This window comes from Streptomyces sp. NBC_00691, assembly GCF_036226665.1.
Taxonomy (GTDB): Bacteria; Actinomycetota; Actinomycetes; order Streptomycetales; family Streptomycetaceae; genus Streptomyces.
In genome coordinates, this window is the sequence record NZ_CP109007.1 from 1 (window position 1) to 25,588 (window position 25,588).

A 25,588-nucleotide genomic window follows, 5' to 3' on the forward strand; every position below is an offset into this window, starting at 1 on the left:
TACCCCATCGCTGCGCGATGGGACAGCGAACCCCCGCGCTGCGCGCGGGGGCTGCGCTCCCGCTCCGCGTGAGCGCTGCTGACCGCTGCGCGGTCAGCTCACCGCCCTGGCTGCGCCAGGGCGGTGACGCCCCGTTCGCTGCGCTTCCGGGGCTGCGGGGGTGCTCCGCACTCCCGCAGGGTCCCTCCGCTGCGCTCCGGTCCCCGGGCCGCGCCCGCTGCGCGGGACGGCCAACGGGCCTACGGCCCGGGCAGCGAGAGGGAGGGGGTGCTTCCCTCGGGGAAAAGTTTCCGTGTTTCCGGATCCGGGGCCCATGCCCTCCCCCGGGGAGCCGGTGCGCCTGCATCAGTTGATGCAGCATGTAGCTTTGGCGAAACGGGGCCACACCCCCGGCCCAAGGAGAGGGCGAGACGGCCCGGAGCCTTGGTTCTGGGCCGTCCTTTTCTCTGGATTTATCGGAGGAGCGAGAAAGCTTCCATGTATTCCACGTTCCCTTGGGCGGGGATAGGCTCGCCTGTCACCGGGTCAGTTTTGTAGGCGGTTTCGGCTTCTGTCTCTCCGAGGGGGACGGGAACACCGCTGTTGAAGCGCCATGCGTAGACCTTGTCGGTTTCGCCTTCCCGGATTGTCCGCAGGACCATTCCGGCTGAGTGGGCACCGGTCATGGCGGCGGCGAGAAGGTCGGTGAAGTCGATTGTGTCCTCAAAGCTGGCCCGGATGCGGTCGCCTTCGAATCGGTCGACTTCGAGGATACGGACGGTCGCTGTGCCGAAGAGGGCGGCGACGACGAGGACGGCGTGGTGTTCGCCCAGTCCGGCGCGTTCCAGGAGGCGTTCGACGGTGTCGGCGGCTCGGATGTGGTCGGAGGGGCTGGGCATGACGTGGTAGGCCACGGTGGGCTCTTTCTGACGGTGGGGTGTCTTGGTGCCGTGGTGGGTGCCACTCCCGCCACGGCGGGGGTGGGAGGCGGCGGGTGCCGCCTCCCGGGGGTGGTTCGGGTTTAGCTCTTGGTGCGCTGGAACGGGATCGGGTTGGTGATTTCGGTGAGGACTTCGACCAGTTCCAGGACCTTGTCCTTCGTCAGTCCGAGGGTTTCCCCTTCGGAATCGGTTCCGCCGGTGAAGAGGGCGTTTCCGAAGTAGAACTGATGGGGGTTTCCGTACCGCGCGTAGATGGCGGTGGCCGGGAGGTTCATCTCCGGCTTTTCGGCCATGAGGCCTTCGTCGTCGATCCAGAGCGAAAGGTCGGCGGTGATGTCGGCGACGTCGTAGCGGTCGCATTCGATGGTGGCGTACATGAGGTGCTGTCGGTCGGTGGGGGTGCTGGGCCAGTCGAGGACCTGGAACGCTCCTCCGGGGCGGACGAGCAGGGCGAAGGCGGGTTCCGTGTGCGTCTGGGACATGGGTCTCCCTCAAGTGGGGTCGGGTGTCTTGGTGTTGGGTCGGTGCCACCCCTCCCCAACAAGAAAACTGTATCAGTTTTTGACGCGCTTTTCGGGGAGTTCTGCCTTATCCGCGCAGGTCAACCCCTATGAGTGGATGCTGCCGAATCACTGGCGCCGCCGGAACTCGCGGGGTACGCGGGTCGGGGCGCGGTACCGGTCGCCGCTCCCGGCAGGAGCGCAGCGACGTCGGGGCCCGGGCTCCGCGCAGCGGGGTACGGCAAGGGAGGTGGAGCGCAGCGGCCTCCCGCAGCACGCGTCAGGCGCGCAGCGCCCGCAGGGGCCGCGCAGCGAGGGAGGGAGCGCAGCGGACTCCCGTGCCCCTGCCGCGTGGCAGGCGGCGGCCGGTGCCGCGCCCCGACCCGCCTACCCCGCGAGGAAGAGCTTGTAGGCGCGCCCAGGGCTGCGCTGTGTCCGGAGCCTTGCTGCGCCCCTGCTGCGCCCGGGCTGGCTACGTAGGTGAAAGCCGGAAACATATGTCGACGCATTCTGAGAACGTGCGAACGCCGGCCGCTCGATGGATGTACTCGAGAAGTAAGAGCACTACGGGTCTTCCGGCATCGCCGGAGTCGGAGCCCCTTCGCTCGGCCGCTCCGGCGGCCTGCACCCTGCCCAACCATCGGGCCATCGAAAACTCTCTTGCCGCGCTCCGGTCCCGCGCCCGCTGCCCGTGGAAGCGGCCCAGCCTTCTGCTGACCCCAGGAAGCGGGCAGGCTCGCCGCGGGTCCGGGATACGCAACGTGTAGGTTGACCTGCTAAAACTCAGAACCGAGGGGTGGGGTAGATGGTGCGACGGAAGAAGCCGGGCAGAAGCAGCGCTAGCTTCCTGGCGCGTGTCGGGGTCGTTGCCGCAGTGGCGGTGGGCACGGTGGCCTGCTCCGCCGGCACTCCGCCGGAGGAGACGCCCGCGTATCGGGACGGCCGGAAAATGGGCGTCGCGCTGTACGAGGAAGGCGGCTGGCCGGACGCTAGCCAATCCAAGGCAGAGGACCTGTGCCGCTTCCCCGCTCAGACCGAAGGTCTCGAAGGCGCGGAAGCGGACGACTACATCGCTGGTTGCGCGGCCGGTCTGCGTGCACACTGATCGGGCGCCATCGTAGGGCGGCCCGGGCACCCGCGAACGCTGCGCCGAGATGCCGCTGTAGGACACTTCGGGGTCCAGAGCAAGCACCCAGGCGTTTCCAAAACTCAGCGACATCGCTCTCCCTCGGGACCGTCCGTTCCCACCGCTGAGCAACAAACGTTCTCGAAACTCGTCTGCGAATCCACCGGGCAGACCCGTCGGGGGCGAGGCGGTCAGTTGGTCAGGGCGTTGAGCAGTGTTGTGGGGTCGGGGTGGGTGTGGCCGTCGAGAAGCGGGGTGGAGGCTGCGGGGTGCCGGCGGCTGTCCGCCGTGTGCCAGCCGGTCTCCTCGTCCCAGACCAGCGCGGCGGCGGGGGCGCCCGCGGCGAGGGGGACGGCGGCGCGCACGGTGTCGCCGTCGTAGTGGACGGCGGGCGCGGTGGCCGGGTCGGTGAGGCCGGCCGTGCGCAGGGCTTCGACGACTGCGGCGAGGTAGGGGGCGGCGGCTCGGCCGCGCAGGAGGGTGAGTGCCTGCCGGGTGGCGGTGCGTACCTGTCCGGCGGGGTAGCCGAGTTCAGCGGCGGCCTGTTCGGGGGTGAGGGCGCGGTGGGTGGTGAGGTGGTCCGCGATGCGTTCGGCGCGCAGGGTGGTCAGTGCGCGTTGGGCGGTGTCCCGGTGCACGCCGAGGGTGTCGGTGACGCGGGCCGCCGTGGTGGCGGGGTCGGCGTCGAGGAGCTGCGCGGTGAGGTCGAGGATCTGGTCGCGGGGGATCTGGTCTCCCGCGCGCTTGGGCCGTCCGCCGGCCGCGGGGCGGGATGCCTGGGTGCGGCGGAGGGCCAGGACGGCGCCGCGGGGCCAGTGCTCGACGCCGCCGACGACGGCCAGGTGCTCGGCGAGCCGGGCGCGGTAGCTGTTCCAGCTCTCGGTCCTGACCCCGGCCAGTGCGGCGCACTCGCGCCGGTCGAGGAGGTCTTCGTCGTGGTCGGTTCCGGGCAGGTCGGGAACCGGGTCGCCTGCAAGATGGGCGTCGACCTGGTCCCCGTCGAAGAGCAGGGTCTTGGCGCCGTCGGAGCTGATCGGGGCGGGAAACCCCTTGTCCTTGTAGGGCTTGAGCTCCTGATAGCGGCGCACGCTCAGTCCCCGCTGCGCGGCGAGATCGGTGAGGGTGCGGACCTTGTCGGCACGGCCGGCGCGAATCACAGAAACTCCCAGAAGAGCGGGGTGGAGAAAGCGCGGACGCGAGTCGCAGCCAGCACGTCACCCTGTCAGGAAAACTGTAGCGGTCTTCATGCCGCCCGACCGTGCTCCTGTAAGGTTCTGCACACACTCCGCGGTCCTCGGACAGCGGGTGTCTTGGAGGCCGGCGCCCGTGCCACCCGCCCCGGCGGACTGAGGGCGCCGGCCGCTTTCATGCTCGCGTACAAAGCCAGTCCCCGTACCACCCGCTTCGGCGGCAAGGGGGCCGGCCTTTTCTGCGCCCCGGCCCTGACGTGCCGTCACTGACGCCCGGTCACTGTCACGGAGCCGACATATCGCGCCCCGCCACTGTCACGGAGCCGAGACACCGCGCGCGGCCGTGCGGCGGGATCAGCGCCCGTACGTGCTGCGGCACATCTCCGCTGCGCCCATGGGTGCGTGAATCTTCTGCGCCTGACGGCACAGCTGCCGCATCTGCGGCGCCTGCCCGGTCGTCGGCTTCCGGCGGGGCGCCGTGGTCTTCTTCGGGCCCTTGGGGGGCTTGGCCGCCTTCCGGGGGGCCGTCCTGGTGGTGCTCCTCTTCGGGGTGCTCTTCGCCGGGCGCCTGGTCGTCGTCGGCGTAGTCCGGCGGGCGGGCCCGGCAGGGGCGGGCCGTGCGGCCGGGCGTCCCCCCGCAGCGGCGGGCGCGGGCGCGGGGGCGGTCTTCGCCGGGGGTGCGCCCGACGGGGCGGCGGACGGCCGGGGGTCGGTGGCGTCGAGAGCTTCGCGGGGCGTGGCCGGGGTCGGCTCGGCCGGTGTCGGAAGCGGGGCCGGCAGTCGGTCGGCGGCGGGCGCGAGGGCGGCGGGCCGGGGCGGCGGGGCGGGGGCCGGGGTGTGGGGGATGGCCACGCACCCGCTCACGAGGAGCGCGGCCAGGGCGGCGAGGAGGGTGTGGCGGGGATGCATGGGTCCACGCTCCCGCAGCGGGAGCACGGCCTGGTGGGGGCGCGGCGCGGATCCACCGTGACGAGTGACCGCGCGGCCGGCGCCCCGGAGCGGCGGGGCAGTGCAACGGCGGTGCGCCCGCTGGACGAGGGCGGATCTCACCCGGACGTGTGAGCCCCGAACGCCCCCGGAGACGGCGAGGCCCCCGCCGGAGCGGCGGGGGTCTGGCAGGCGGACGGCGGGCCGCGCGAGCAGGGCGGGTCAGGCGGGGGTGGGAGAGGTCAGGACGGGGTGGTCGATGTGGTGGTGCTCGATGTCGACGCCGTACGCGCCGCCCCATGCCTCCCAGACGAGGCAGCCGACTGTCTCGGCAGCCGCGACACTGCGGTGACGGCCGCCCTTGCATGCCACGGTGAGGCGGGCCAGACGGCCCGCGGGCATTTCGTCGGCCAGGGCCCGGAGCTGCACGGCGGTGCGGTTGATCAGAGTCAGAGCGCCGGGAGTCTTGAGGACGTGGGCGTAGACGTCGTCGTCCAGGCCGGTGCGGAAGCGCATCGTGGGGTCGTCGGCGGGGTTGCGCACGACGCGGCTGAGGTCGAGGTAGAGGCCGGTGTCGGCGAGGCTCAGGGCGCCGTCGTGGCGGATACCGATGGAGGAGACGACGGCGGCGACCAGGCCGCGCCCGGGAAGGTGTGTGGTCTGCATGTCCTCTACCCTCGTCCGGCTTCAAGTCCCTTGGAAGGAGTTGCCCGTCTTACCTTCTTCCTGGGCTCGGACCGGCATTCGTAGGATCGGCGGAGCCCAGGGGCTCTGGGTATGGCTCGTTGCCTGTTGCAGTCGGTATGGCTTAGGCAACTTGGCCGCCCGGAGCCCCGCGACGACTCGACCACCAATTGGGAATCGCGACTCGATCGCTCCGTAAGACAACGTCGGCGAGGTCGTCTGCGGGACCGGATGTGACGACGAACTGGCGGAGGGGAACGTGCCCGAAATCTGGGCCGGACTGGACATCGGCAAGAAGCACCACCACGCCGTGGTGATCGACGCCGACGGCAAGCGGCTGCTGTCCCGCCGCGTCATGAACGACGAGAACGAGCTGCTCCAGCTCATCGCCGATGTCCTGGAGATATCCGGTGACGTGCTGTGGGCCGTGGACATCAACACCGGCATCGCCGCCCTGGCCACCGGGCTCCTCCTGAACCACGGACAGCCCGTCGCCTACCTCACCGGCCGGACCATCCACCAGGCGTCCACCACCTACCGCGGCGAAGGCAAGACCGACGCCCGCGATGCCTTCATCATCGCCGACCAGGCCCGCATCCGCCGCGACGTCAGCATGCTCCGCCCCGGCGACGACATCGCCCTCGACCTGCGGCTCCTCACCGCCCGGCGCCTGGACGTCGTCCACGACCGCACCCGCCAGATCAACCCCCTGCGCGCCCAGCTCCTGGAGTTCTTCCCCGCGCTCGAACGGGCCCTGGACCTGACAAAGAAGGGCCCCGTCGTCCTGCTGACCGCCTACCAGACCCCGGCCGCGATCCGCCGCATGGGCATCCGACGGCTGGAGACCTGGCTGCGCTCCCGCAAGGTTCAAAGGGCCGGCGCGCTCGCGGCCGCAGCCGTAGAAGCCGCCCAGGCCCAGATGACCGCCCTGCGCGGGGAGGAGCTCGGGGCCGAGCTCGTCGGCCGCCTCGCCCGCTCGGTGGCTGCCCACAACGACGAGGCGGCCGAACTCGACGCCCGGATCGAAGCCCGCTTCCGCCAGCACCGGGACGCCGAGATCATCCTCAGCATGCCCGGCATGGGACCCACCACCGGCGCCGAGTTCATCGCCGCGACCGGCGGCGACCTCACCGCCTTCGCCAGCCCCGACCGCCTCGCCGGCTTCGCGGGCCTAGCCTCCGTCCCCTGGGCCTCCGGAAAAGTCAGCGGCAACCTGCGCCGGCCCCGCCGCTACCACCGCGGCCTCCAACGCGCCCTCTACCTCTCCACCCAGGTCAGCGTGTTCTTCTGCCCCGTCTCGAAGGCGTACTACGACCGGAAGAGGAAGGAGGGCAAGGGGCACAAGCAAGCCGTCATCGCCCTCGCCCGCCGACGCGTCAACGTCCTCTGGGCCATGATCCGTGACCAGACTCCCTTCCAAGCAGCCCCAGCCCTCGCCCGAGCCGCTTGACAGGAGACGGTGGGCAGTTGCCTGGCATAGCCGGGCATGTGCGTTCCGCCGGTCCGGCCGCTTGCCTGGAGACAGGCTCCCGGACCGGCGGAACCTGTCGTCACTTCACTACGACCTTGCCCTTCATCATCGCGACGTGTCCGGGGAAGGTGCAGAAGAAGGAGTAGTCCCCGCCGACCTCCAGCTTGGAGGGGTCGAACGTGACGGAGGTTTCTTTCTCCTCCGCTGCGATCATCGCGGTGTGGGCGATGATCGCCGGGTTGTCCTTCTTGAGGTAGTCGTTGTCGAGACCCTGGGACATGCCCTCCGTGACGATGTTCTGCATGTCGGCCGTCCTGCTGATGACGAGGTTGTGACCCATCACGTTCTTCGCCAGCTCACCGGAGAACGTGAGACGGATCGTGAACTCCTTACAGCTCCTGTCGATCGTGATCTCCTTGGTGTCGTAGCTCATCTGGTCAGTGGAGTCGACGGTCACCGAGCACTCAGCCATGGCTCTCCTTCAAGGTGTTGATCCGGGCGTTTTCAATGATCAACAGCCGAACGCCCGGGAGGACACGCGCCAGGTCCCTGCTGGCCCAAGAACCCTCCAGGACCTTTGACCGGCTTGACGTCGAGATTGGGAAGTTGCCTCCGAGAACGGGCAACGGGCAACGAGACGCACCGTTTCGGCGGGCGCGGTGGCGGTGGCAGCCGGAGGGGTGCCGGCGGAAGGTCTACGCGGGGGAGGCGTCCGCGGCCGCGCGGGCGGCGGCGGTCAGAAGTCGGGCGTGAGCTTCGTGTTCAGGGCCGTCGCCCACGCCGCCGGGTCGGGGCGGGGGTCGGGCCCCCGGAACACCGCCGCGTCGGCCGTCTCCAGCTCCAGGAGCTGCATGGCGCTCTTGTCCGGGTGGACGGTCGTCGCGTGGGCGCCGGCCTCCGCAAGGATCTCCGTCATCGGGTCACTCGCCAGGATCACCCGGCCTACTCCCGAGCACCCCTTGCACCGCATCCACGCCACATCTACGCCGGTCTCGCTGATCGTCTCCATGCCGTACGCAACGAGCCTCGCGGCGGTGAAGCACGGCTGGCGGCCACCTATTCACACCACGCTGCCGGACGCGGGCATGGCGGAGACGGTTGCGTTCAGGAGGCATCACCGCGGTGACGCCTCCTGGTGACGCTAACGGCACGGTCCGGTCAGACGAGCCGTGCAGATGGCGGCGCGTACGACGCCGAGGCCCTGGATCCGTGGGCCTTGGTGGTGGCCGACGTGCCAGGCGATGCGCCCGGCGCAGCGTAGGCGGCGGTCGAGGCTGTATGGGGGGCTGAGGGCGCGGCCGAGGGCGTCGAGTGCGTTGGTCTCGGCGGGGTCGAGGTGGGCGAGGGCGGGCCGCAGGTGGCGGCGCAGAGTCAGACCGGGGTTGGGGGTGGAGTCGTCGGCGGGGGTGTCGCCGGGCAGGGGCCACAGGGCGGCGAGGGCGCGGGCGACGGGCTGGAGTTCGTCGGGGCCGTGGGCGTGTGTGAGGCGCTGGTAGAGGTGGCGGGCGGCGATCTCCGCGCCGAGCATGACCGCGCCGACGGTCCAGTTGTGGGCTTCGGGGACGGGGCTGTGCCGGTCGGGGAGCTGGAGGCGCTGGCTGCAACCCGTGGCCCGGATGACGGCGAGGAGGTCGGGCTTGCTGATCTGGTTGTCCTCGTGGGGCGGGCTCCAGGTCAGGAGGGTGCCGATCATGCCCCGGTGGCGGGGGGTGAGGACTGCGGTGGGGCCCTGGGTGTCGGGGCCGAACAGGAGGCGGGCGTAGGAGAGGTCTTCGGCGTAGAACTCCCGGGCCGCTGTGCTGGCGGGTTGGGCGTCTGAGGGCCGGACGAGGGCGATCTTGTTGTGCATCAGGTCCCCGGGGTGAGGAGGGCTGGTGGCGGTGAGAGGTGCGTGGCCGTGCGTGAGGTGAGGACCGATTCGCGGACGGTGGGGAGGTCGCCGCTGCGGAGGTCCTGGGGGCGGCCGGCGGCACTGTTGCAGATCCGTGCCGTGCAGCGGAGCTGCATTTCCTGGTCCTCGCAGAACGCGCCGGCGAGGGCGCGCAGGGCCCGGATGTCGCCGGGGGTGAACAGGTGATTCATGGGGCCGCTGACCAGTCGCGCCAGGCTCATGCCGGGGTGGCCGGGGTGCCTGGGAGGCTCTTCGCCCGGTGGGGGCCACAGGATGCTGATGGCGGTGGCGAGCGGCTCCAGCCCGTAGGGGCCGTGTTGGCGGATGAGGCGCTGGTAGAGGTAGCGGGCGGCGATCTCGCCCCCGAGCATGACCACCCCGATCGGCATGATGGTGCTGCGGGGATCTTCCCGGTACGTGCGGCCCATCGCGCGGATCACGGCCAGGCGGCGGACGTCGTCGTCGCACCCGCCCGGGGTGTTGCTGATCAGGACGGTGCCGACGGCCGCCTGGTCCCGGTCGAACAGGGTCCGGCCGGGGCCCATGTCGGGGACCTGGAAGAGCAGGTTGATGAGGTAGTCGGTAGTCCGGGTCCGCTCGACGAGGTCGGTGGCCGCGGCGATGTCGTCCGGGGTGACCCGGGCGCCGTGTCCGGGGCCGAAGTTCACGCCGCCCCCTCGGTGAGGGAGGGCGGGACCTGGCCGGTGGTGCGCAGGTGGTGGATGGCGTCGGCGAGTTCACCGCAGGCCTGCCGGTGCGCGGCGTGGATCTCCTCGTCCCCGCCGGGAGCGTGGGTGGTGGTGGCCTGGCGGCGCATCTCCACCCACAGGGCCGCGAGGAAGGCGTCCGCGCCGTCGGTGACCGCGAGTGCGGTGGGCTGGCGCTCGTCCTCGGCCGTCTCCTCCGGCGTCGGCTCGCGGTTGATCATGGCCTCCACGTACTCCTCCGTGGACGCGAAGTCCTCCTCGTTGGGGAGGTCGGGCATCAGGGCTGTGGGGGCGGCGTTGGTGACGATGTACCGCGCGGTGTGCCACCACACGCGGTGGGCGGCCCTTGTGGTGCTGCTGGTGACGTCGGCGGCGAGGGCGCGGGCGCGGGCGTCGACGGCGCGGGCGAAGTCTTCGAGGACGGGGTCCCAGTTGTGGGCGATGGCGGACAGGGTGATGTTCCCGGCCGGGCGGATGCGGCGCAGGGTGTCGAGACCGACGCCGGTCGTCTCGGCGACGGTGACCGGGTCCACGCCGGCGGCGAGTGCGCCGAGGAGGAAGACGTCCCGCTGGTCGGTGATCTCCTGTTGGCGCAGTGTCCAGTTCTCCAGGGCGGTCACGGCGAACTCGGCGCTCTCGAACCGTAGGGCGGGCTGGGGCTGCTCGGCTGCGGACGGCGCCGGGCGGGCCGCACCGCCGTCCTTGTGCCGCTTCACGCGCTTGTGGAGGGCCTGCGCGGTCAGGCCGACTTCGCGGGCGGCGGCGGCGACGTTCCCGCCGTGCTGGGCGATCAGCTCGTTCAGGGCGCCGCTGGCCTCGTCCTCGAACGGGGCGGCGGCAGCTGCGGCGGCGGCCTCGGACGCGGCGCGGGCGAGCTGGAAACGGCGGGCTGGATCCGGGTCGGCCGCGAGACGGGCCGCGAGGCTCAGGGGGGTGTCGGTCACGTGATGCTCCATCTGTTCGTCGTTGGGGAAAGGGGCCCGGCCGCACGCGGCGGCCGGGCCCGCAGGCGGGGCCGGTCAGAGCCGGCCGGTCTCCTCGGAGTGGCCCGCGAACTCCCGCTCCTGGTCCTGCGCGATCTGGGTCAGCCGCCGGCGGTACTCCTCGATCTGCTGCGCGGTCGGCCGCTCCTCGGGCACCGCGTGCGACGCGGTGAACGTCGCCTCGCCGTCCTCGCCGACCCAGGTCACGGTGACGCGGAAGACGCCCACCACATCCGTCAGCGTGGGCTCGCCCACCGCCTCGCTGAGCAGGGCGTCGTGGTTGTCGCCCCGCTGGGCGGCGGCGAGGGTGCGGGCGATGACCGCGGCGGCCTTCGTCAGGTCGGTCACGTCGTCGCCGTCGACCTCGTGCGCGCCGACACGAAGGGTCTGGCCCAGATGGGTAGCGACCTCCTCGCGGTCCCACGCGCCCTCGATCTGCCGCTCAACCACCACGCGGTAGGCGGCGATCGGGACGCCGGGTACGTCGCTCTCGGTCCAGGCCGGGGCGTCGCCGCCGTACTCGACCATGCTGCGGACCTCGTCCTCGTAGGCGGCGTCCGCCTCCGCCCGGTCCGCGCTGTCGGTGACCTCGGTGCTCTCGGGCCCCTCGTAGACGACGGCCCACCGCTCCTCACCCTCCTGCGTGCAGTACTGCCGCAGCGTGATCCGAACGCCGTCCTGCCCGTAGTGATCGAGCGCGTAGGACGTGCGCATCGCAGTTCCGGCGCGGGCCAGAGCCGCGAGCGCCTCGCGCTCCTCCTCGTCGAGGTCGGGGGCGACGGATTCGTAGGTCGATACCAGGACTCGCATGGTCTACTCCCTGATGGATGCCGCGGCCTCGGTACGGCAGCGGCGCCAGCGTCCGGGCGGGACGGCCATCCCGCCCGGACACCCCCAAGTGAACCAGTGGTTCATGATCGACTCAACCGATGGTTCATTCTTTCGTGTCGCGAGTTTCGACGGATGCTCAGCGCGGGCGGCGCAGCGCGGCGCAGCGGATGCCGTCGGCGGGGTGCCACTCCATCACCGGCTCGACGGCGCGGCCGTGGTCGGCGCAGTACGGGGTGGGGGTGATGGCGCCGCAGGCATGCCGTACGCACTGGCACTGGGTGGCGGGGGTGTGGGGCAGGCCGTGGCGGATGACGCCGCCTGTGTGGCGGGGGGAGGCGGTGCCGCGGAGGCGGGCGGGCCAGGCGAGGGTGACGCGCAGGCCACCCGTCCCGGCGCGGAAGCGGTCAATCACGGCCAGGCCGTCGGGGACGGCGAGCGGGGTGGTGCCGGGGGCGGTGAGGCGCGCGAGGGCGGCCCCGGTGTCGGCGGTGGCGAGTTGGGCGAGGGTGTCGGCGTCGGTGTCGGTCATCCACCCGGACAGCCGGTCCTCGCCGGTCGGGTCGTCCGTCAGCTCTAGCAGTGGATCGTCCATGCGCAGGCGCTCGGCCGCCCCCGCGCCGAGGGACGGGCGGACAGTGAGGGTGGCGGCGGGAACGCTGGAGGGAACGGCGATCTTGTCGTGGGCGAGGAGCCAGGCGACGACGTCGCCCAGGGCGAACTCCGGGTGCGTCTCGCTGCCGCCGGCGGGGGCGGGGAAGTCGGGGTGCCGGCGGCGCCAGTTGACCACCGCCGCCCGGCCGACATGGGCGATCCGCGCGACCCCGGCCAGGAACACCCGGGCCTCGGTGTGCGGGTCGGGGGTGAGGGCGGCGAGCGGGGAGCGGCGGCCCGGGGCGAGGGTGCGCAAGGCGTGCCAGTCGACGGACAGGCGGGTGAGGGGCAGCAGGGCGACGTCCTCGCCGGAGAACAGCGGGACCGTGGTCCAGCCGCCGTGGCGCTTGTAGTCGATGTCGACCGTGGCGGTGGGGGTGATCCAGCCCAGGCGGACGACCTGATCGAAGTCGGTGCGGCGGACGCCGAGGCGGTGGGCGGCTTGGTCAGGGCCGAGGGGGACGTGGCGGTCCAGGAGGGCTGGCAGGTCACGGCGGCGGGCGAGGGCGGCGACCTGATCGGGATGGACATCGGGGAAGGCCGGCTCCCCGCCGAGGTAGGTCAGCAGGCCTGCGCGGACGAGGTAACCGACGGCGGAGGCGGTGACGCGCGGCCGGAACCGCCGCGGCTCCCCCAACGCCTCGGTGAGCCGGTCCGCCGCCCACGACGCACCCACCGGGCCGCGCAGGGCCGCGCGGACCGCTTCCGCGTCGGCGGCCTCCACGACCGCCCGGGACCACAGCCGTGGGCCCGCGTCGGCAGCCGGGACCAGCCCTGAGGCCGCGGCCCACCGCCAGGCTGCGACCGGCACCCGCAGCCGGCCTGCGGCCCCCGACTCGTCGTACGTCTCACGCATCACGTCTCTCCGATCTCGCAGCGGCGTGGCCCGCCACCGGGCCACGCCGGAAAGATGACGAAACATCCTGATTGTGTCAATAGGCGTGTTTTCAGGGCGAGTTGGGGGCGCGCCTCACAAGTCGCGTACGTGTACGCGAGGACAGAAAGCCACCCGCCCGGGTGAACCGGAGCGGTCCCGGAAACGACGAAACCCCCGCCGTAGGGGCGGGGGTCTGACAGGCGGACGGCGCGCAGCGCGAGCGGGTCACGGAGCGGCATCGGCGAACCGTCCGGCCTGCATGCAACCGGCCCCCCGCATGGTGGCGCAGGGGACCGGTAGGGGGCATCGGGAACGATTACCAGTCGGCTCCCTCGGCCAGTACGGAGAGTACCGAAGAGGCCACCTTGCGTGGTGGCTTGTGGGGGGGTACCGGGCGTGCGGTTGACGTAAGAGGGCAGGGATCGGCTGAATGGAATGGGAAATACCGGAGGCCGCGCAGTGCCCGGCGCCTGCCCAGCAGGGCGGGCGCTTCCGCCGGTCGCGTGGCCGCAAATGTGAAGCCGTCCCGGTCTCTCCGGCTCGGCCTTCTCCGCCCTTTGTGGCGGGTGGGCCGGTCTGGTGGAAAGGAGGAGTCCATGCCCGTGGAGCACTCATTCGAGGGCCGCGTCCTAATCCTGGGCCTTCCTGCCGATCTCGACGTCGCGGGCCGAGGGGCCGCCGTACAGCAGGCGCAGCGCCTGCTCCTGGCCCACCGGCCACTGGGGGTCCGGCTGCACCTGCCGGCAGGTCCGGCCAGTGATGCCGCGCTCAGTGTGCTCGCGCGGCTGCGCCGGCTGTGTGACGGGCTCTCCATCCCCCTGACCGTCACCGGCCCGCCCTGGCCTACGCCCATCTCCGCGCCGTCCGTGAGCCGGGGTGCATCCGCGTGAGGAACGACGACCGCGCCCGCGCGGACGCCGTCCTGCATGCGTCCGCCGGCGAAGGCCACATATACAGCGCCCCAGGCGGAGCCGACGTCTACCGGACGGCCACCAGGCCTGACGGCACCGCGCGCCTGGTGGCGTCCGGCGAGTTCGACATGGACAGCAGCCCCTGCCTGCAACACGCCCTCGCCGACGCCCGCGCGGACGGCGCCACCAGCATCGAGCTCGACGTGGCCGCCGTCGCCTTCGGCGACTCCACCTTCCTCCAGACCCTCGTCCGCGCCCACCACAAGCTGCGCCGCATCGTCCTCGTCGGCCCCGCACCCCACCACCTGCGGCAGCTCTTCGACCTCACCGGCACCACCGACCTCTTCCACTACGCCACCTGAACGCCTCCACCGGTTGCGCCCGCCCTCTTCCCACCGAGCCGGGCGGCCGCCCGGCTTCGGAGGCGTCAGCTCGCCCTCCGGTAGGCGGCGGCAGGCCCGGCGACCCGGTGTCCGTAGCGGGCGTTCAGCTTGTCGATCACCGGCTCCAGCCGCAGACGCGCCTCCCGCGCGTCATCGAGGGAGAGCTGGGTGCCGGGGCCTTCATCGGCCGAGCGAAGGTCTTCGGCAGCGAGGGTGAGACGGCGGATCCGGGCTCGTTGGAAGGCCATCGCGTCCAGGAGCCGGAGGGTTCCGGCGCGCAGGTCTTCGGTGTGAGCGGACGGCTGCGGGAGGCGTTTCGTCCGCTCGGTGGTGCCGCCGCCAGCGAGACGGACGGCCAGAGTGAGGCCACTGGCGATCTGCCCGCGGCCGCGGATCCGGCCCCCGAGCGTGACAGCCAGGTCCAAGAGCGCGGCACGGACCAGAACCGGGTCGTAGACATCCCGGTCGAACGCGAACGACTCCGCCGTGGACTCGGGCATCTTCCGCACCGCGACCGCGCGCGGGTCGATGCCGCGGGCCCGGGCGCGCAGGGTGCGTCCGGCCTTGCCGCCGAGGATGCGGCACACCACGGTCTCCTCCATGGCGGCCAGCGCGCCCACGGTGTGGAGGCCATACCGCTGGAGCTGGCCGGCCTGGGCGGGTCCGATGCCATGCAGCGCCTGGATCGGGAGGGGGGCGAGGAAGTGTTCGACCGCGCGGTGGTCGGGCAGGTGGAGCACCCCGGACCGGCCGGTGCGGGCGGAGGCGGTGGCGGCGGTCGCCCAGGTGTCGGCAACGCCGATGTGGGTGTCGACACCGGTCTGCACCAGTGCCTGCACCCGGAAGCGGGCCGCGAGTTCGCCGGCGTCCACACCGAACAACCGCAGCGATCCCCTGACCTGCGCGAGCGCGGCGAGCGGCGGAAGCGGCTGGACCTGCGGGGTGAAGCCCGTGAGGAGGTCCAGGACGTTGCGGTAGTCCTCGGGGGACGTGTCCGGGCGGCAGCGGACGTGCCAGATCACGCTCGTACCCGTCATGCCGCCCGCCCTTCCCTGCGCTGCGCGCGCACCAGCTCCCGCAGCTCCTGGCGCCCCGCCGCGGGGTGCGGGTGCGCCCAGTAGGGGTGGAAGTGCAGCTGTGCCGACAGGTGCAACAGGCGGCGCCGGAGCAGGGTCGTGCAGGTAGTGGCGGGGTGGGCAAGCTCCTCGTAGGTGGCGGTCCAGGATCGCTGGGCGGTGACGAGGTCGTCGGGGAACGGGTGGAACCTCATACACTGATTAGAGCACCTGTTCGATTTAAAGTGCCAGTCGTGCCGCACCGGTCGGGCAGAACGCGAGTTCTACTCTCAGCCGCCATCGGCACCTGTCCGCCCAACCCTCGAGGATGCGCACCATGACCACCCCCGCCCGGCCGGTGAACCTCCCGCCACAGATGTGCCCTCCCCCGCTCCTCGGCAAATGCGCACGCTGCCACGCCGACTGCCACCGGTACGGAGTGGGCGGAAATCCCTTGTGCCAGCGGCACCAGCGCGAGGCGGCCGAGCTACGGGCGAAGCCGCGCGCGGGGGCCTGATGTCCGAACTGCCACCCGACCTCCCGCGACTCCGGACCCTGGAGCACTGGCTCGTGCTGTCCCTGGACCGCGTACGGGAGCGAATAGCCGAGGTCGAGACCCGGGAGGCTGCCCTGCGTCCGGTGCGGGCGTTGCCGGAGGGTCCCGGCTGGGTGCTGTCCTTCCTGCGTGAGGGCGGGCGGCCGGTCGCAGACAGCATCCACATAGGTGACTGCCGCCTCGCCGCCCGGCATCGCAAGCCGCTCAGCCGTGAGGAGGCCCGCCGGGCGCTGACCGACGGCGGGATGCGGGCGTGCGAGATCTGCCGCCCGGACTCCGAACTCGGCATCCTCGACTGACCTGCCGGTGCCGCGCTCAGTCGGCGGGGAGCCGCCGGGCCAGGTCGGCGGCGAGCTGGCCGGCGGCCTGACCGCGGGGGGTGAGATCGAGCGATTCCAGCAGCCGCAGGTACCTGACCGCGTCCCGGGCCTCCGCCGCCGTCAGCAGGGGGAGACGCGGCTCGCCCGCGTCGGGGTAGTCACCGGTCACGGGCTGTTCGTCAGTGTCCACGAAGGGACCAACCCCGGGCGAGGCCTCCAGGACACGACCGGACGGTCAGGCGGTCTTCCGGCGGGTCGTCTTCTTCGCCGCGGTCTTCTTGGCCGGGGCCTTCTTCGCCGCCGCTGTCTTCTTCGCCGCGGTCTTCTTCTTCGGCTTCGGCATCTCGTGCACGGTGGCCGGCCCGCCGCTCTCGCCGCGACCTTCCTTCGCCTTCGCCACCGACGCCTCCAGCGCGGCCATGAGGTCGACCACCGGAGCCGTCGCCGTCTCCTCGCCCTCGGGCGCGGCAGGCTCGCGGTGCTCGGCCTTCGCGCTGATCACCTCGGTGAGGGCCTCGGTGTAGTGGTCGGTGACGTCCAGGTCATCGAGCGAGGCCACGGTCATCGTCTCCATCAGCGTGAGCGCGCCCTCGATCTCCTTCTCGCTGACGTCGGTCTCCGGCGGTGCGAGTTCGGCCGGGGAGCGGATCTCGTCGTCCCAGTGCAACCCCTGGATACTCAGGGCCTCGCCGACCGGGCGCAGCAGTCCGAGGCGTTCGCGGCCGCGCAGGGCGTACTTCACCACCGCGACCTTGTCGGTACGGCTGAGGGCCTGGCGCAGGAGGGTGTAGGGCTTCGAGGCCACCTCGCCCTTCGGGCGGGCGTAGTAGTCCCCGGCGCCGAAGGCGACGGGGTCGACGCTGTCGGCGTCGATGAACGCGACGACCTCGACGGCGCGGGCGGTGGGCAGCGGCATCCCGGACAGATCGTCCTCGGTGATCGGGATCAGCTGGTCCTTGGAGACCTCGTACGCCTTGCCGATGTCGTCCTCGGTGAGGACCTGGCCGTCGATCTCGCACCGCTTCTGATAGCGCACCCGCCCGCCGTCCTCCACGTGGACCTGCCGGAAGTGCACATCATGCGACTCCGTCGCCGGCTCCAGAGTGATCGGCACGGTCACCAGACAGAAGCTGATGGCGCCGTTCCACATGGCTCGCGGCATCGAGTCGCACTCCTCGAAGGACGGCCCCCCTGGGCTCCGACCTCAGGCTAAGCAGACCCGACCCGTGATCGCATGCCCCGGTGAGCAGAACGGAGCCAAGCTGGCTTGGTACGCGAGAACGGGAGTCGTTCGTCGGCGGCTTCGGGAGTCACCGCGCGGACCCGTCGCTTGATCAATGTCGATGAGTTCGGGAGTCACTCACGGCCGGGTGGGCGGTTTGGGGGCCACCCCTCGGTGAAGGCCCTGAGTTGCCGCCGTTGGCGGGCCGATGTCGTAGACCAGGCCCTCGATCTCGGCGTCGTGCCGCTGGCGCAGTTCACGTCAGGGGAGCGGATAGATTGGTGGCACTTTGTCCGCATGCACGCACTGAGATCAACTAACTGTGACCGACGCGACCCCTGAGATCACTGACCCCGAGATCATGCTGCTCGCTGAGAAGGTCTTCGACCTGGCGCGACATGGAGATACCGACGCACTCGCCGCGTATGTCGACGCTGGAGTTCCGGTCAACCACACCAACGATCAAGGGGCTTCGCTGCTTATGCTGGCCGCTTATCACGGTCATGACGCTGCCGTGATCGCGCTCGTGGAGCGCGGTGCCGACCTAAATCGCACCGACGCCAAGGGGCAGACCCCTCTGTCTGGGGCCGTCTTCAAGAGCGAGGACGAGGTCGTGCGGACCCTGCTGGCGCATGGGGCGGACCCCTCTGCCGGGACTCCGTCCGCCATCGAGGTGGCTAACATGTTCAGCCGACAGGACCTGCTGGAGCTGTTCACAGGCAAGTAGCGAACTCCCTGCTCTGGGGCGCAGTCACTGCTTCGCTCCGGCCCGGTGGCCGGCGAACGGCCGGCCGGGCCGGGGCACCGTTCAGCTGGGAGAACGGCCGGGGTCGCGGTCGGTACGTCGGCGCAGTGTGCGGGACCCTCGCGGTTGCCGCCACGATTTCCTCGACCACCGCGGATGCCACGCCGGTGCACGCACAGATCGGGCGGACCGCCACTCTCGCTCCGGGTGCTGTGGCCGGAGCGAGGATTCCCGTGCCGCCGGTCGGCGCCAGCAGCCCGATCAGCATGTACGCGGCCAATGTGCCGCTGAGGCTCAATGTTTTCGCTACGCTCACCCTCGACTTCAAGGGCGGCATCAACCTGAAGACGAGGGCCGCCACGGAGGACGGGGCCCTGTTCGAGGTGGAGGGCTTCCGGGTGGAGGCGGACACCAGCCCGAGCACCCCCGACAGCGGAACCCTTATCGCCATGACGCTGTCGGACAGCAAGCTCACGCCACTGAGCGTGCTGCGGCCCTCCAGCAGCAGCGGCTCGGAGATGCTCATCTACATGAACCTCACCGTGGAGGTCACCGACAAGGCCACCGGTGAAACCATCCAGACGCTGCACATGGACCCGACGAAGTACGCCACGCTGCGGGCGACCGACGTCAAGTCCTTCCCCCTCAACAACCAGCTCTTCTCGCTCCAGGAGCCGGTCTCGTTCTTCGAGAAGGGCAACTCCGAGAGCCGCGGCACGCTGGAGGCCTTCGACGCCATCTTCAACCAGAGCGCCTAGCTGTATTGATCACGAGCGTTGTTGACACCGGTCGGGTCTTGAACATGACGAAGACCTCCGGTGTGGTGGGAGCTGTCTAGGAACTCACCGCACGGAGGTCTTCGTGTCCCACCGTAATGCCCGGCTGACCGTCGGTAGGCGCTTGCTGGTCGAACGTGTCTGCTCAGGCCGTCCGGTCGCCCATGTGGCGGCCGAGATGGGCATCTCCCGGGCCACGGCTCACAAGTGGATGCGCCGGTGGCGGGCCGAGGGCGACACCGGTCTGTATGACCGGTCCAGCCGACCTCGCTCGACCCCGCACCGCACACCTGCCGCCGTCGAGGAACAGGTCTGCGGCCTGCGGCGGAGCCGCAAGCTCGGGCCCGCCCGGATCGGCCCGATCCTGGGCCTGCCGGCATCCACCGTCCATCGGATCCTCACCCGCCACCGACTCAATCGGCTGGCCTGGCTCGACCGCCCGACCGGCACCCCGATCCGCCGCTACGAACGCGAACATCCCGGCGAGCTGATCCACGTGGACGTGAAGAAACTCGGCCGGATCCCCGACGGCGGCGGCCACCGCGTGCTGGGCCGCGACGCGGGCCGACCCGTCCGCGGCATGGGCTTCGACTACGTCCACTCCGCGGTCGACGACCACTCCCGCCTCGCCTACAGCGAGATCCACCCCGACGAGAAAGTCGCGACCTGCGCGGCCTTCCTGACCCGCGCGGCCACCTTCTTCCACGAGCACGGCATCACCCGCATCGAGCGGGTCCTGACCGACAACGCCTGGGCCTACCGCAAGGGCCTGGCCTGGAAGGCCGCTCTGGCCGACCTCGGCGCGACCGGCAAACTCACCCGCGCCTACCGGCCCCAGACCAACGGCAAGGTCGAACGCTTCAATCGCACCCTCCTCGACGAGTGGGCCTACCTGCGGCCCTACACCTCAAACAACGAGCGGACCGCAGCCCTGGCAGACTTCCTCCACACCTACAACCACCACCGCTGCCACACCGCACTCGACGGACACCCGCCCATAAGCCGTGTCAACAACCCTGCGGGTCAATACACCTAGCCGGTGGACTGACGCGGGAAGCGACCGGCTCGAACGTCGATTGAGGGGCCCCTGCGACCAGGTGGCGGTCACAGGGGCCCTTGGGGTGCCAGGGGTCAGCCCAGGCGGAATTGCTGGTGGTCGCCGTCGCCGCCGGGCCACTGGACCAGGGCGGTGCCGTTGTCGGTGTCCTCACCGTGGACGGACAGGAACAGGCCGCTGTTGAGGTTCTGCAGGGCGAAGTACTCGTTGTCCTTCTGCACCAGGCGCCACTGCTGGTGTTCCTTGCCGGCGGTGTAGCCCCACTGCACGATCGCGGCACCGTTGTCATGGCTCTCGGCGTTCACCGACATCGCCTTGTTGCTGTGCACAGCACGGACGACGTAGTAGCCGCCGCTGGTGGCCTCCAGGTTCCACTTCTGGTGATCGCCATCGGCGAAGGGCCACTGCACGACCTCGGTGCCGTTGTCCTTCTTCTCGCCACGGACGGACACGGCCTTGTCACTGTGACGGGCGATCAGTGCGGCGGTGAAGACAGCAGCCATGGGGGTCCTCATTCCAGGAGTGGGAAGACCAAGCCGGGGGTGTGCCGACCTGGCCGTGATGCCGGGCCCACCCTGCCAGCCACATCCACCCCGAAACGCCCTGATCGGGGCGAAACCGCCCTCGCTGGCGAAGTGGAGGCACTCCGGGACCAGGTTTGCGCGGGCGCACAACCGGCCCTCTCCTATGGCCCCCGCTCGCCCGTCCATCCAGAGGACCACCCCAATTGCTTCCGACCGGCCGGACAAGCCATCTACGAGGTCAACGGTCTGACCAGTGGCCACTCCAAGAACCTTCGACACACGGCCTAGGAGCCTTCGCGTTAGTGTGCCCTGCGCGTCGCGCAGCTCAGCCAGGGTGGTGCCGGTGCTCTCCTCGTAGGTGTCGGCGCTGTACCTGTGATAGCCGGCGAACATGGACTGGCTCCAGCGACGTCGGCCGCGGAATCGGTTGGCACCCACAGCCACGGCCCAGTTGCCGTGGTAGCCGAGCGTCCACCTTCGGCGGGCTGCAGAAGAACGTTCTCGACCGCAGGAAGTGGGCTACCCGCGAGAACCTGCGGTTCGCCATCGTGACCTGGATCGAGCGGACCTACCACCGCCGTCGCCGGCAAGGCGCACTCGGCTGACTGCCCCCCGTCGAATCCGGGACTGTCATGACCACACCGGCCTTCCAGGCCGCGTGACTGAGCCTGTCACCCGAACCTGCGTCAGACCCGCTCGGCTTCCGCCTCGGATGCCGTGTTGCTCTATGGGGTGCCATAACGGATGTGACGCCCCCCACCGGAGGTAGTCAGCGTATGAGTTCAAAGCGCAGCAAGAATCCAGCCCTGCCCGTACTTGACGACGCGTTCCGGCTCGAGTCGGTCAAGGACGCCGAAGAGTCCACCCGTGACTTGGCCGCGCGGCTGGCCACCACCGAGCTGCGCCGTGTTTCCCACCCGGGCCGGGTCACCTGGGAGCCCACCGATCAGGCCGAGCCCGTTCCGGTCCCGCCGACCGTGGTCGACGGTGACGGGGACCTGTGGCTGCGGGACCAGGGCACTGGCACCTGGACCATGCCCGAGTTCAACCCGAAGGAGTTCCCGGACCGCTGTGGCGAGGTCTTGACGTGGAACCAGCTTGCCTGCGAGTTCGGCCCGCTTACCGCACTGGCCGACGACCGCCGCATCGGCGGCGGCCGGCGCCGCTGACCGCGCAGCCTTCGCCCGGATCGCAGTGTCGAAATCATGTCTCGATCCTGCACTCCCTTGGGATCAGGCAGACTCAGGAACGCCGGATACAGGCCAGCCCGGGTATCGCCCTGAGCACCCCGCTGACTGCCTTCCGTAGCCTCTGGTCCTGATGTGCTTCCCTGTCCAAGCGACCGAGCAGTCAGGCAGGCTAAGCGTCTCTGCATGGCGGCGGCACCCGGCCTGCTGCTCCATGGGGCGACCGAGCGGGAGACAGCGGTGCACCACAACAGACGAGAGCCGCGCGCAGTCGCGCAGCCCTCGTCCGGTGCGTGTCCATTGCCTCTGGAACGCCGCCTGGCTTGAGTCGTTCGGGTCGCCCGCTACCGGACTGTCGGGAAGCGGAGCCGATCTCGGTACCCGCAGGCGGAGGCGGTGAGGGTTACGCCGGGGTGATGTTCTCCGCCTGCGGGCCCTTCTGGCCCTGGGTGACGTCGAACGTCACCATCTGGCCCTCCTGCAGCTCACGGAAGCCCGAGGAGTTGATCGCCGAGTAATGGGCGAAGACGTCCGGGCCGCCGCCGTCCTGGGCGATGAAGCCGAAGCCCTTCTCGGCGTTGAACCACTTCACAGTTCCCGTAGCCATGTCTCATGCCTTCCAGTCGATGAACGCCCCCCACAACATGCGGAAAGGCGGAGGTGATCGCCCTGGTTCCTGCGGCACAGCACAGCAAAAAGCCCACGCCTGAGGCGTGGGCAAAGGGAACTTCCGAACCACGACAGCTGACCCAGACGCTACACGCCCGCACACGCTGTCACCATAGGAAACGGGTACACGTCGTCCTTGGCGGGTGCGGGCAGGCCGGCGAGGTGCGACAGTCGCGCCCCTCGTTCAAGCCGCGGCCGTTGAATCTGCCGTTTCGGCGGCACGGCGGTGTTCGGCATTGATGCGCTGGGCCTCTTCGAGCTGGTCCTCGAGGATGACGATCCGGCAGGCGGCCTCGATGGGGGCGCCCTGGTCAACGAGTTCCCGGGCGCGGGCGGCGATGCGGAGCTGGTAGCGGGAGTAGCGGCGGTGGCCACCCGGGGAGCGCAGCGGGGTGATCAGGCGGTGTTCGCCAAGCGCGCGGAGGAAGCCGGGGGTGGTGCCGAGCATCTCGGCGGCCCGGCCCATCGTGTAGGCGGGGTAGTCGTCGTCGTCGAGACGGCCGTACGAGTCGTCTGCTGTCATTTCACCTCTCTGTGGAACGCGTGGAGGGGCCCGGGTGCCGTACTGGCACCCGGGCCCCGAAGGAACTGCTACACCATCTGCCGGCCCTGATGCTGCACCGGCCTTCTGTGTCCGCAGACCCGACCTGAATGCTGTCGGGGGTGCGGGGATCGCGGTTGCTTGACCGGAGACCACCTCACTATCGATGTCCTGCGGTACCCGGGCTCAAGGCATCTGCCCGGGCGATCCTGATGGTGCTCGGCTCCTCCGTTCTTCCCTCCGGGTCAATCACTTACCAAACGGGAACTGCGTACTGCTGGTGTTGCGTACTGCTGGCGGCCTGCCACAGCGCCACTTCGGCAGCCAGCCCCGTCGCCCGTCCTACGTCTGCTCTGGCTTAGAACCCCACTGCCGAACCTCCCGGTGCGCGCGCCCACAGCCGACGCCTTCACCGAGGTACTGCTCACTGACTTCACCGCTGGGTACTGCGGTACTTCTCACGGCGGCCCCTGATCACTGCGGGCCACCCGGTCCGGTCACCAGTCCCGTCGCCGTCCTGCAACCGCTCTGGCTTCGAAACTCCATCACCGCACCGTCCTGCGAACTGCAATTGCGGATACTGCCGCCCGGCAGTTCATCTCTGCCGGGCCCTGCGGTCCTTCTTGGTTACGAGAGAAACCATAACCACACCATCGCCGAATGTCTACTGTGGCCAACATAGATTTCCGCGCGTCCGGCGATGAGGTAATCGACCTCGAACAGCGACACTGAGGGGCGCAGGGGCGGCCCCCGCCGGGTTGACCGCCATCGGCCGGGGCACAAGTACGGACAGACAGAACCGGGTATTGGCGATCGAGAGACCAAGGTGAACCTGATGGACGCGATGAGCGTCGATGTCGCAGCCGCCCGCTCCACCGCCTCCATCGCCGACGCCCGCGAGCGCACCCGGACCTTCCTCGACGGCCTCGTACGCCCGATCGGAGGTGGCGCTGCCGACACGGTGGTCCTGGTCGTCTCGGAACTCGTCACCAACGCCCTGCGCCATGCCGGCGGCACCTGCACCCTGGACCTGACCGCCCACCCGGACAGCATCGAGGTGGCCGTCCACGACCCCAGCCGGCAGGCGCCGCGCATGCGCACCCCCGACCTGAACGGCGGCACCGGAGGCTTCGGCTGGCCCATGGTCAACCGCCTCGCCCGCACCACCCACGTCACCGCCACCCCCAGCGGCGGCAAAACCGTACGCGCCTACCTGCCCCGCTAGGCGGTGTCTTCAAATGATCACCGTTGGTGGATCATGGTGTCGTGATACGTCGTCATGAACTGTCCGATGCCGAGTGGGACTTCGTCCGGCCGTTGCTGCCCGAGTCGCTGCGGGGGCGGAAGCGGCTGGACGACCGCAGGGTCCTGAACGGGATCGTGTGGAAGTTCCGGACCGGGACGGCCTGGCGAGATGTACCCGAGCGCTATGGTCCGTGGGCCACGCTGCACACGCGTTTTCGCAGGTGGGCGGCGGACGGCACGTTCGACCGCATGCTGCGGGCCGCGCAGGCGAAGGCTGACGCGGCGGGCGACGTCGACTGGCTGGTGTCGGTCGATTCCACGGTCGTCCGAGCTCACCAGCATGCGGCCGGGGCTCGAAAAGGGGGCTCCGCGACCCCGCCCTCGGCCGGTCCAGAGGCGGTCTGACCAGCAAGATCCACCTGGCTTGTGACGGCCGTGGCCGTCCGCTCGGCTTCGTCCTCACGGGCGGCAACACCAACGACTGCACCCGGTTTACCACCGTGATGGAGACGATCCGGGTGCCCCGGATCGGACCCGGCCGTCCCCGTGTCCGGCCCGATCACGTCCTGGGCGACAAGGGCTACAGCTCGAAAGCGATCCGCACCTGGCTTCGCCGCCGCGGCATCGCCCATACGATCCCCGAGCGGGCCGACCAGGCCCGCAACCGGGCCCGGCGAGGCAGCCGAGGTGGCCGCCCGCCGGCCTTCGACCGCGGGGCATGCAAGCACCGCAACGCCGTGGAACGCTGCTTCAACCGTCTCAAGCAGTGGCGCGGGATCGCCACCCGCTACGACAAGACCGCCGAATCCTATGAGGCAGCCGTCACCCTCGCATCACTCCTGATGTGGGCGTGACATTTGACGACAGGCCCTAGGCGCGTGCCGCCCCCGACACCATGAGAGTGGGTCCGGGGTCCGCACCGCCCAGGCCGTTCTGCAGCCCCGCCCAGGAAGGGCCGCCGGCCTGGCCAGGGGGCTCCCCGGCAGGAACCGGGCAGGGCCCGGTCACCGATGAAGCTCTCTGTTCACTCCTTCGGGTGCGGACCCGCACGTACCAGGCAAGGACGGCGGCTGCGGGGTGCGGCCAGGTGGAAGGGTGCAGTAACCGGCTGGAACGCAGCCGGACCCGTATCCGCCTTGGCAGTCAACGCGGCGGGGCCGTCCCCGCAGAGGAGCTTTCATGGGAAAGGTCACCTTGTTCAGCGAGCCCAACTACGGGGGCAAGAGCTGGGAAATCCCCGTCGATGGCGAGACGTACACCCGGGCGGCGACGGGCCTGGACAAGATCGCCTCGATCAAGATCGACCAGTCGCAGGGTCGGACTCGCACGTACTGCGTCGCTCTGTACGGCAAGCTCCCGAAGTCCCCTGCCGACTTCGAGGACTCCCAGTGCGAGAAGTTCGAAGAGGATACCCCCGACACCGGTGAGGCGGCGGGCAACGGATGGATCCGGGCGAGCGTGCGGACCGAGGAGTTCAACAAGCAGGCCGACTACTTCGCCGGGGAGTAGCCGAGGGAGATCCACGACAACCTCCCGTCGCAGCGGGCCGCGAAGCGCCCCGGTAGAGGACCCCTTGTACGGGGGTGCCCGCGCCCACCACCCCCCGAGCGGGTGTGGTGGCCCGCGGTGCATCAGAGCC

29 protein-coding genes and 2 pseudogenes are annotated in these 25,588 nt (G+C 70.4%); 12 read left to right on the forward strand and 19 right to left on the reverse strand.

Annotated features, from left to right (window positions below; genetic code table 11):
• Positions 1–452: 452 nt before the first annotated feature.
• A complete protein-coding gene (locus tag OG392_RS00005) occupies positions 453–893 on the reverse strand; it encodes a hypothetical protein (protein WP_329274008.1) in 441 nt (146 codons plus the stop codon).
• A 107-nt stretch (positions 894–1,000) separates the two neighbouring features.
• Positions 1,001–1,402 (reverse strand): DUF3846 domain-containing protein, encoded by a 402-nt coding sequence (locus OG392_RS00010; protein WP_329274011.1) that lies wholly within the window; start codon positions 1,400–1,402, stop codon positions 1,001–1,003.
• A gap of 823 nt (positions 1,403–2,225) precedes the next feature.
• Here OG392_RS00010 and OG392_RS00015 point away from each other — a divergent pair.
• Complete coding sequence (locus OG392_RS00015; protein WP_329274013.1) at positions 2,226–2,525, forward strand: hypothetical protein; 300 nt, start codon at positions 2,226–2,228, stop codon at positions 2,523–2,525.
• A gap of 212 nt (positions 2,526–2,737) precedes the next feature.
• On the opposite strand, the gene OG392_RS00020 is transcribed toward OG392_RS00015, so the two are convergent.
• The 3 genes from OG392_RS00020 to OG392_RS00030 all read right to left on the reverse strand — a co-directional run bounded on the left by OG392_RS00020 (position 2,738) and on the right by OG392_RS00030 (position 5,329).
• Positions 2,738–3,703 carry a hypothetical protein gene (locus OG392_RS00020; protein WP_329274015.1) on the reverse strand — a complete coding sequence of 322 codons (966 nt, stop codon included), beginning with the start codon at positions 3,701–3,703 and terminating at the stop codon, positions 2,738–2,740.
• 387 nt (positions 3,704–4,090) lie between these two features.
• Complete coding sequence (locus OG392_RS00025) at positions 4,091–4,645, reverse strand: hypothetical protein (protein WP_329274017.1); 555 nt, start codon at positions 4,643–4,645, stop codon at positions 4,091–4,093.
• Between the two features lie 240 nt (positions 4,646–4,885).
• A complete protein-coding gene (locus OG392_RS00030) occupies positions 4,886–5,329 on the reverse strand; it encodes a RapZ C-terminal domain-containing protein (protein ID WP_329274020.1) in 444 nt (147 codons plus the stop codon).
• Positions 5,330–5,606: 277 nt separating this feature from the next.
• Here OG392_RS00030 and OG392_RS00035 point away from each other — a divergent pair, with 277 nt between their 5' ends.
• Positions 5,607–6,797 (forward strand): IS110 family transposase, encoded by a 1,191-nt coding sequence (locus tag OG392_RS00035; RefSeq protein ID WP_329274022.1) that lies wholly within the window; start codon positions 5,607–5,609, stop codon positions 6,795–6,797.
• 100 nt (positions 6,798–6,897) lie between these two features.
• Here OG392_RS00035 and azu read toward each other — a convergent pair whose 3' ends face one another.
• The 7 genes from azu to OG392_RS00070 form a co-directional block, all read right to left on the reverse strand.
• The gene (gene azu / locus OG392_RS00040; RefSeq protein WP_329274024.1) at positions 6,898–7,290 is read right to left on the reverse strand and encodes an azurin; all 393 of its coding nucleotides are present in this window, start codon (positions 7,288–7,290) and stop codon (positions 6,898–6,900) included.
• 264 nt (positions 7,291–7,554) lie between these two features.
• Positions 7,555–7,734, reverse strand: a complete 180-nt coding sequence (locus OG392_RS00045) for a hypothetical protein (RefSeq protein WP_329274027.1) — start codon at positions 7,732–7,734, stop codon at positions 7,555–7,557.
• Between the two features lie 225 nt (positions 7,735–7,959).
• Positions 7,960–8,667, reverse strand: coding sequence for a hypothetical protein (locus tag OG392_RS00050; RefSeq protein ID WP_329274029.1), 708 nt, complete (start codon positions 8,665–8,667; stop codon positions 7,960–7,962).
• On the reverse strand, positions 8,667–9,377 hold the full coding sequence (locus OG392_RS00055; protein ID WP_329274031.1) for a hypothetical protein: 711 nt from the start codon (positions 9,375–9,377) through the stop codon (positions 8,667–8,669). Before OG392_RS00055 ends, OG392_RS00050 begins: the two co-directional genes overlap by 1 nt.
• A complete protein-coding gene (locus OG392_RS00060) occupies positions 9,374–10,360 on the reverse strand; it encodes a helix-turn-helix domain-containing protein (RefSeq protein ID WP_329274032.1) in 987 nt (328 codons plus the stop codon). The genes OG392_RS00055 and OG392_RS00060 overlap by 4 nt, the downstream gene beginning before the upstream one ends.
• A 75-nt stretch (positions 10,361–10,435) precedes the next feature.
• The gene (locus OG392_RS00065; protein WP_329274034.1) at positions 10,436–11,209 is read right to left on the reverse strand and encodes a hypothetical protein; all 774 of its coding nucleotides are present in this window, start codon (positions 11,207–11,209) and stop codon (positions 10,436–10,438) included.
• 157 nt (positions 11,210–11,366) lie between these two features.
• Entirely contained in the window at positions 11,367–12,737 is a 1,371-nt protein-coding gene (locus OG392_RS00070) for a hypothetical protein (RefSeq protein WP_329274036.1), read from the reverse strand.
• A 907-nt stretch (positions 12,738–13,644) separates the two neighbouring features.
• Between OG392_RS00070 and OG392_RS00075 the strand changes: the two genes are divergently transcribed.
• On the forward strand, positions 13,645–14,031 hold the full coding sequence (locus OG392_RS00075; RefSeq protein WP_329274038.1) for an STAS domain-containing protein: 387 nt from the start codon (positions 13,645–13,647) through the stop codon (positions 14,029–14,031).
• Positions 14,032–14,096: 65 nt separating this feature from the next.
• Here OG392_RS00075 and OG392_RS00080 read toward each other — a convergent pair whose 3' ends face one another.
• Both OG392_RS00080 and OG392_RS00085 read right to left on the reverse strand, forming a co-directional pair.
• Entirely contained in the window at positions 14,097–15,089 is a 993-nt protein-coding gene (locus OG392_RS00080) for a DNA polymerase Y family protein (RefSeq protein ID WP_329274039.1), read from the reverse strand.
• Positions 15,086–15,322 (reverse strand): hypothetical protein, encoded by a 237-nt coding sequence (locus OG392_RS00085; protein WP_329274042.1) that lies wholly within the window; start codon positions 15,320–15,322, stop codon positions 15,086–15,088. Before OG392_RS00085 ends, OG392_RS00080 begins: the two co-directional genes overlap by 4 nt.
• Before the next feature lie 301 nt (positions 15,323–15,623).
• Between OG392_RS00085 and OG392_RS00090 the strand changes: the two genes are divergently transcribed.
• Entirely contained in the window at positions 15,624–15,962 is a 339-nt protein-coding gene (locus OG392_RS00090) for a DUF6233 domain-containing protein (RefSeq protein ID WP_329274045.1), read from the forward strand.
• Between the two features lie 16 nt (positions 15,963–15,978).
• Here the strand turns inward: OG392_RS00090 and OG392_RS00095 are convergent, their stop codons facing one another.
• Both OG392_RS00095 and ku read right to left on the reverse strand, forming a co-directional pair.
• Positions 15,979–16,173 (reverse strand): hypothetical protein, encoded by a 195-nt coding sequence (locus OG392_RS00095; protein WP_329274047.1) that lies wholly within the window; start codon positions 16,171–16,173, stop codon positions 15,979–15,981.
• A 45-nt stretch (positions 16,174–16,218) separates the two neighbouring features.
• Positions 16,219–17,145: a non-homologous end joining protein Ku gene (gene ku, locus OG392_RS00100; RefSeq protein WP_329274050.1), complete on the reverse strand. Its 927-nt coding sequence runs from the start codon at positions 17,143–17,145 to the stop codon at positions 16,219–16,221.
• A 421-nt stretch (positions 17,146–17,566) separates the two neighbouring features.
• Here ku and OG392_RS00105 point away from each other — a divergent pair, with 421 nt between their 5' ends.
• From OG392_RS00105 to OG392_RS00115, 3 genes are all read left to right on the forward strand, one after another.
• A complete protein-coding gene (locus OG392_RS00105) occupies positions 17,567–17,932 on the forward strand; it encodes an ankyrin repeat domain-containing protein (RefSeq protein ID WP_329286980.1) in 366 nt (121 codons plus the stop codon).
• A gap of 185 nt (positions 17,933–18,117) precedes the next feature.
• On the forward strand, positions 18,118–18,708 hold the full coding sequence (locus OG392_RS00110) for a hypothetical protein (protein ID WP_329274053.1): 591 nt from the start codon (positions 18,118–18,120) through the stop codon (positions 18,706–18,708).
• A 103-nt stretch (positions 18,709–18,811) separates the two neighbouring features.
• Positions 18,812–19,762 (forward strand): IS481 family transposase, encoded by a 951-nt coding sequence (locus tag OG392_RS00115; RefSeq protein WP_329274056.1) that lies wholly within the window; start codon positions 18,812–18,814, stop codon positions 19,760–19,762.
• A gap of 95 nt (positions 19,763–19,857) precedes the next feature.
• Here OG392_RS00115 and OG392_RS00120 read toward each other — a convergent pair whose 3' ends face one another.
• On the reverse strand, positions 19,858–20,286 hold the full coding sequence (locus OG392_RS00120; protein ID WP_329274059.1) for an RICIN domain-containing protein: 429 nt from the start codon (positions 20,284–20,286) through the stop codon (positions 19,858–19,860).
• A 491-nt stretch (positions 20,287–20,777) separates the two neighbouring features.
• On the opposite strand from OG392_RS00120, the pseudogene OG392_RS00125 reads away from it, so the two are divergent.
• Positions 20,778–20,912, forward strand: a pseudogene (locus OG392_RS00125) (IS3 family transposase); the annotation flags it as partial.
• Positions 20,913–21,083: 171 nt separating this feature from the next.
• Positions 21,084–21,476 (forward strand): hypothetical protein, encoded by a 393-nt coding sequence (locus OG392_RS00130; protein WP_329274062.1) that lies wholly within the window; start codon positions 21,084–21,086, stop codon positions 21,474–21,476.
• A gap of 421 nt (positions 21,477–21,897) precedes the next feature.
• Here the strand turns inward: OG392_RS00130 and OG392_RS00135 are convergent, their stop codons facing one another.
• Complete coding sequence (locus OG392_RS00135; protein WP_043231285.1) at positions 21,898–22,101, reverse strand: cold-shock protein; 204 nt, start codon at positions 22,099–22,101, stop codon at positions 21,898–21,900.
• 246 nt (positions 22,102–22,347) lie between these two features.
• Positions 22,348–22,686 (reverse strand): helix-turn-helix domain-containing protein, encoded by a 339-nt coding sequence (locus OG392_RS00140; RefSeq protein WP_329274069.1) that lies wholly within the window; start codon positions 22,684–22,686, stop codon positions 22,348–22,350.
• Positions 22,687–23,539: 853 nt separating this feature from the next.
• Between OG392_RS00140 and OG392_RS00145 the strand changes: the two genes are divergently transcribed.
• From OG392_RS00145 to OG392_RS00155, 3 genes and pseudogenes are all read left to right on the forward strand, one after another.
• On the forward strand, positions 23,540–23,929 hold the full coding sequence (locus OG392_RS00145; RefSeq protein WP_329274072.1) for an ATP-binding protein: 390 nt from the start codon (positions 23,540–23,542) through the stop codon (positions 23,927–23,929).
• 41 nt (positions 23,930–23,970) lie between these two features.
• Positions 23,971–24,803: pseudogene (locus tag OG392_RS00150) on the forward strand (IS5 family transposase).
• 325 nt (positions 24,804–25,128) lie between these two features.
• A complete protein-coding gene (locus tag OG392_RS00155; RefSeq protein ID WP_329274074.1) occupies positions 25,129–25,458 on the forward strand; it encodes a hypothetical protein in 330 nt (109 codons plus the stop codon).
• Positions 25,459–25,588 lie beyond the last annotated feature (130 nt).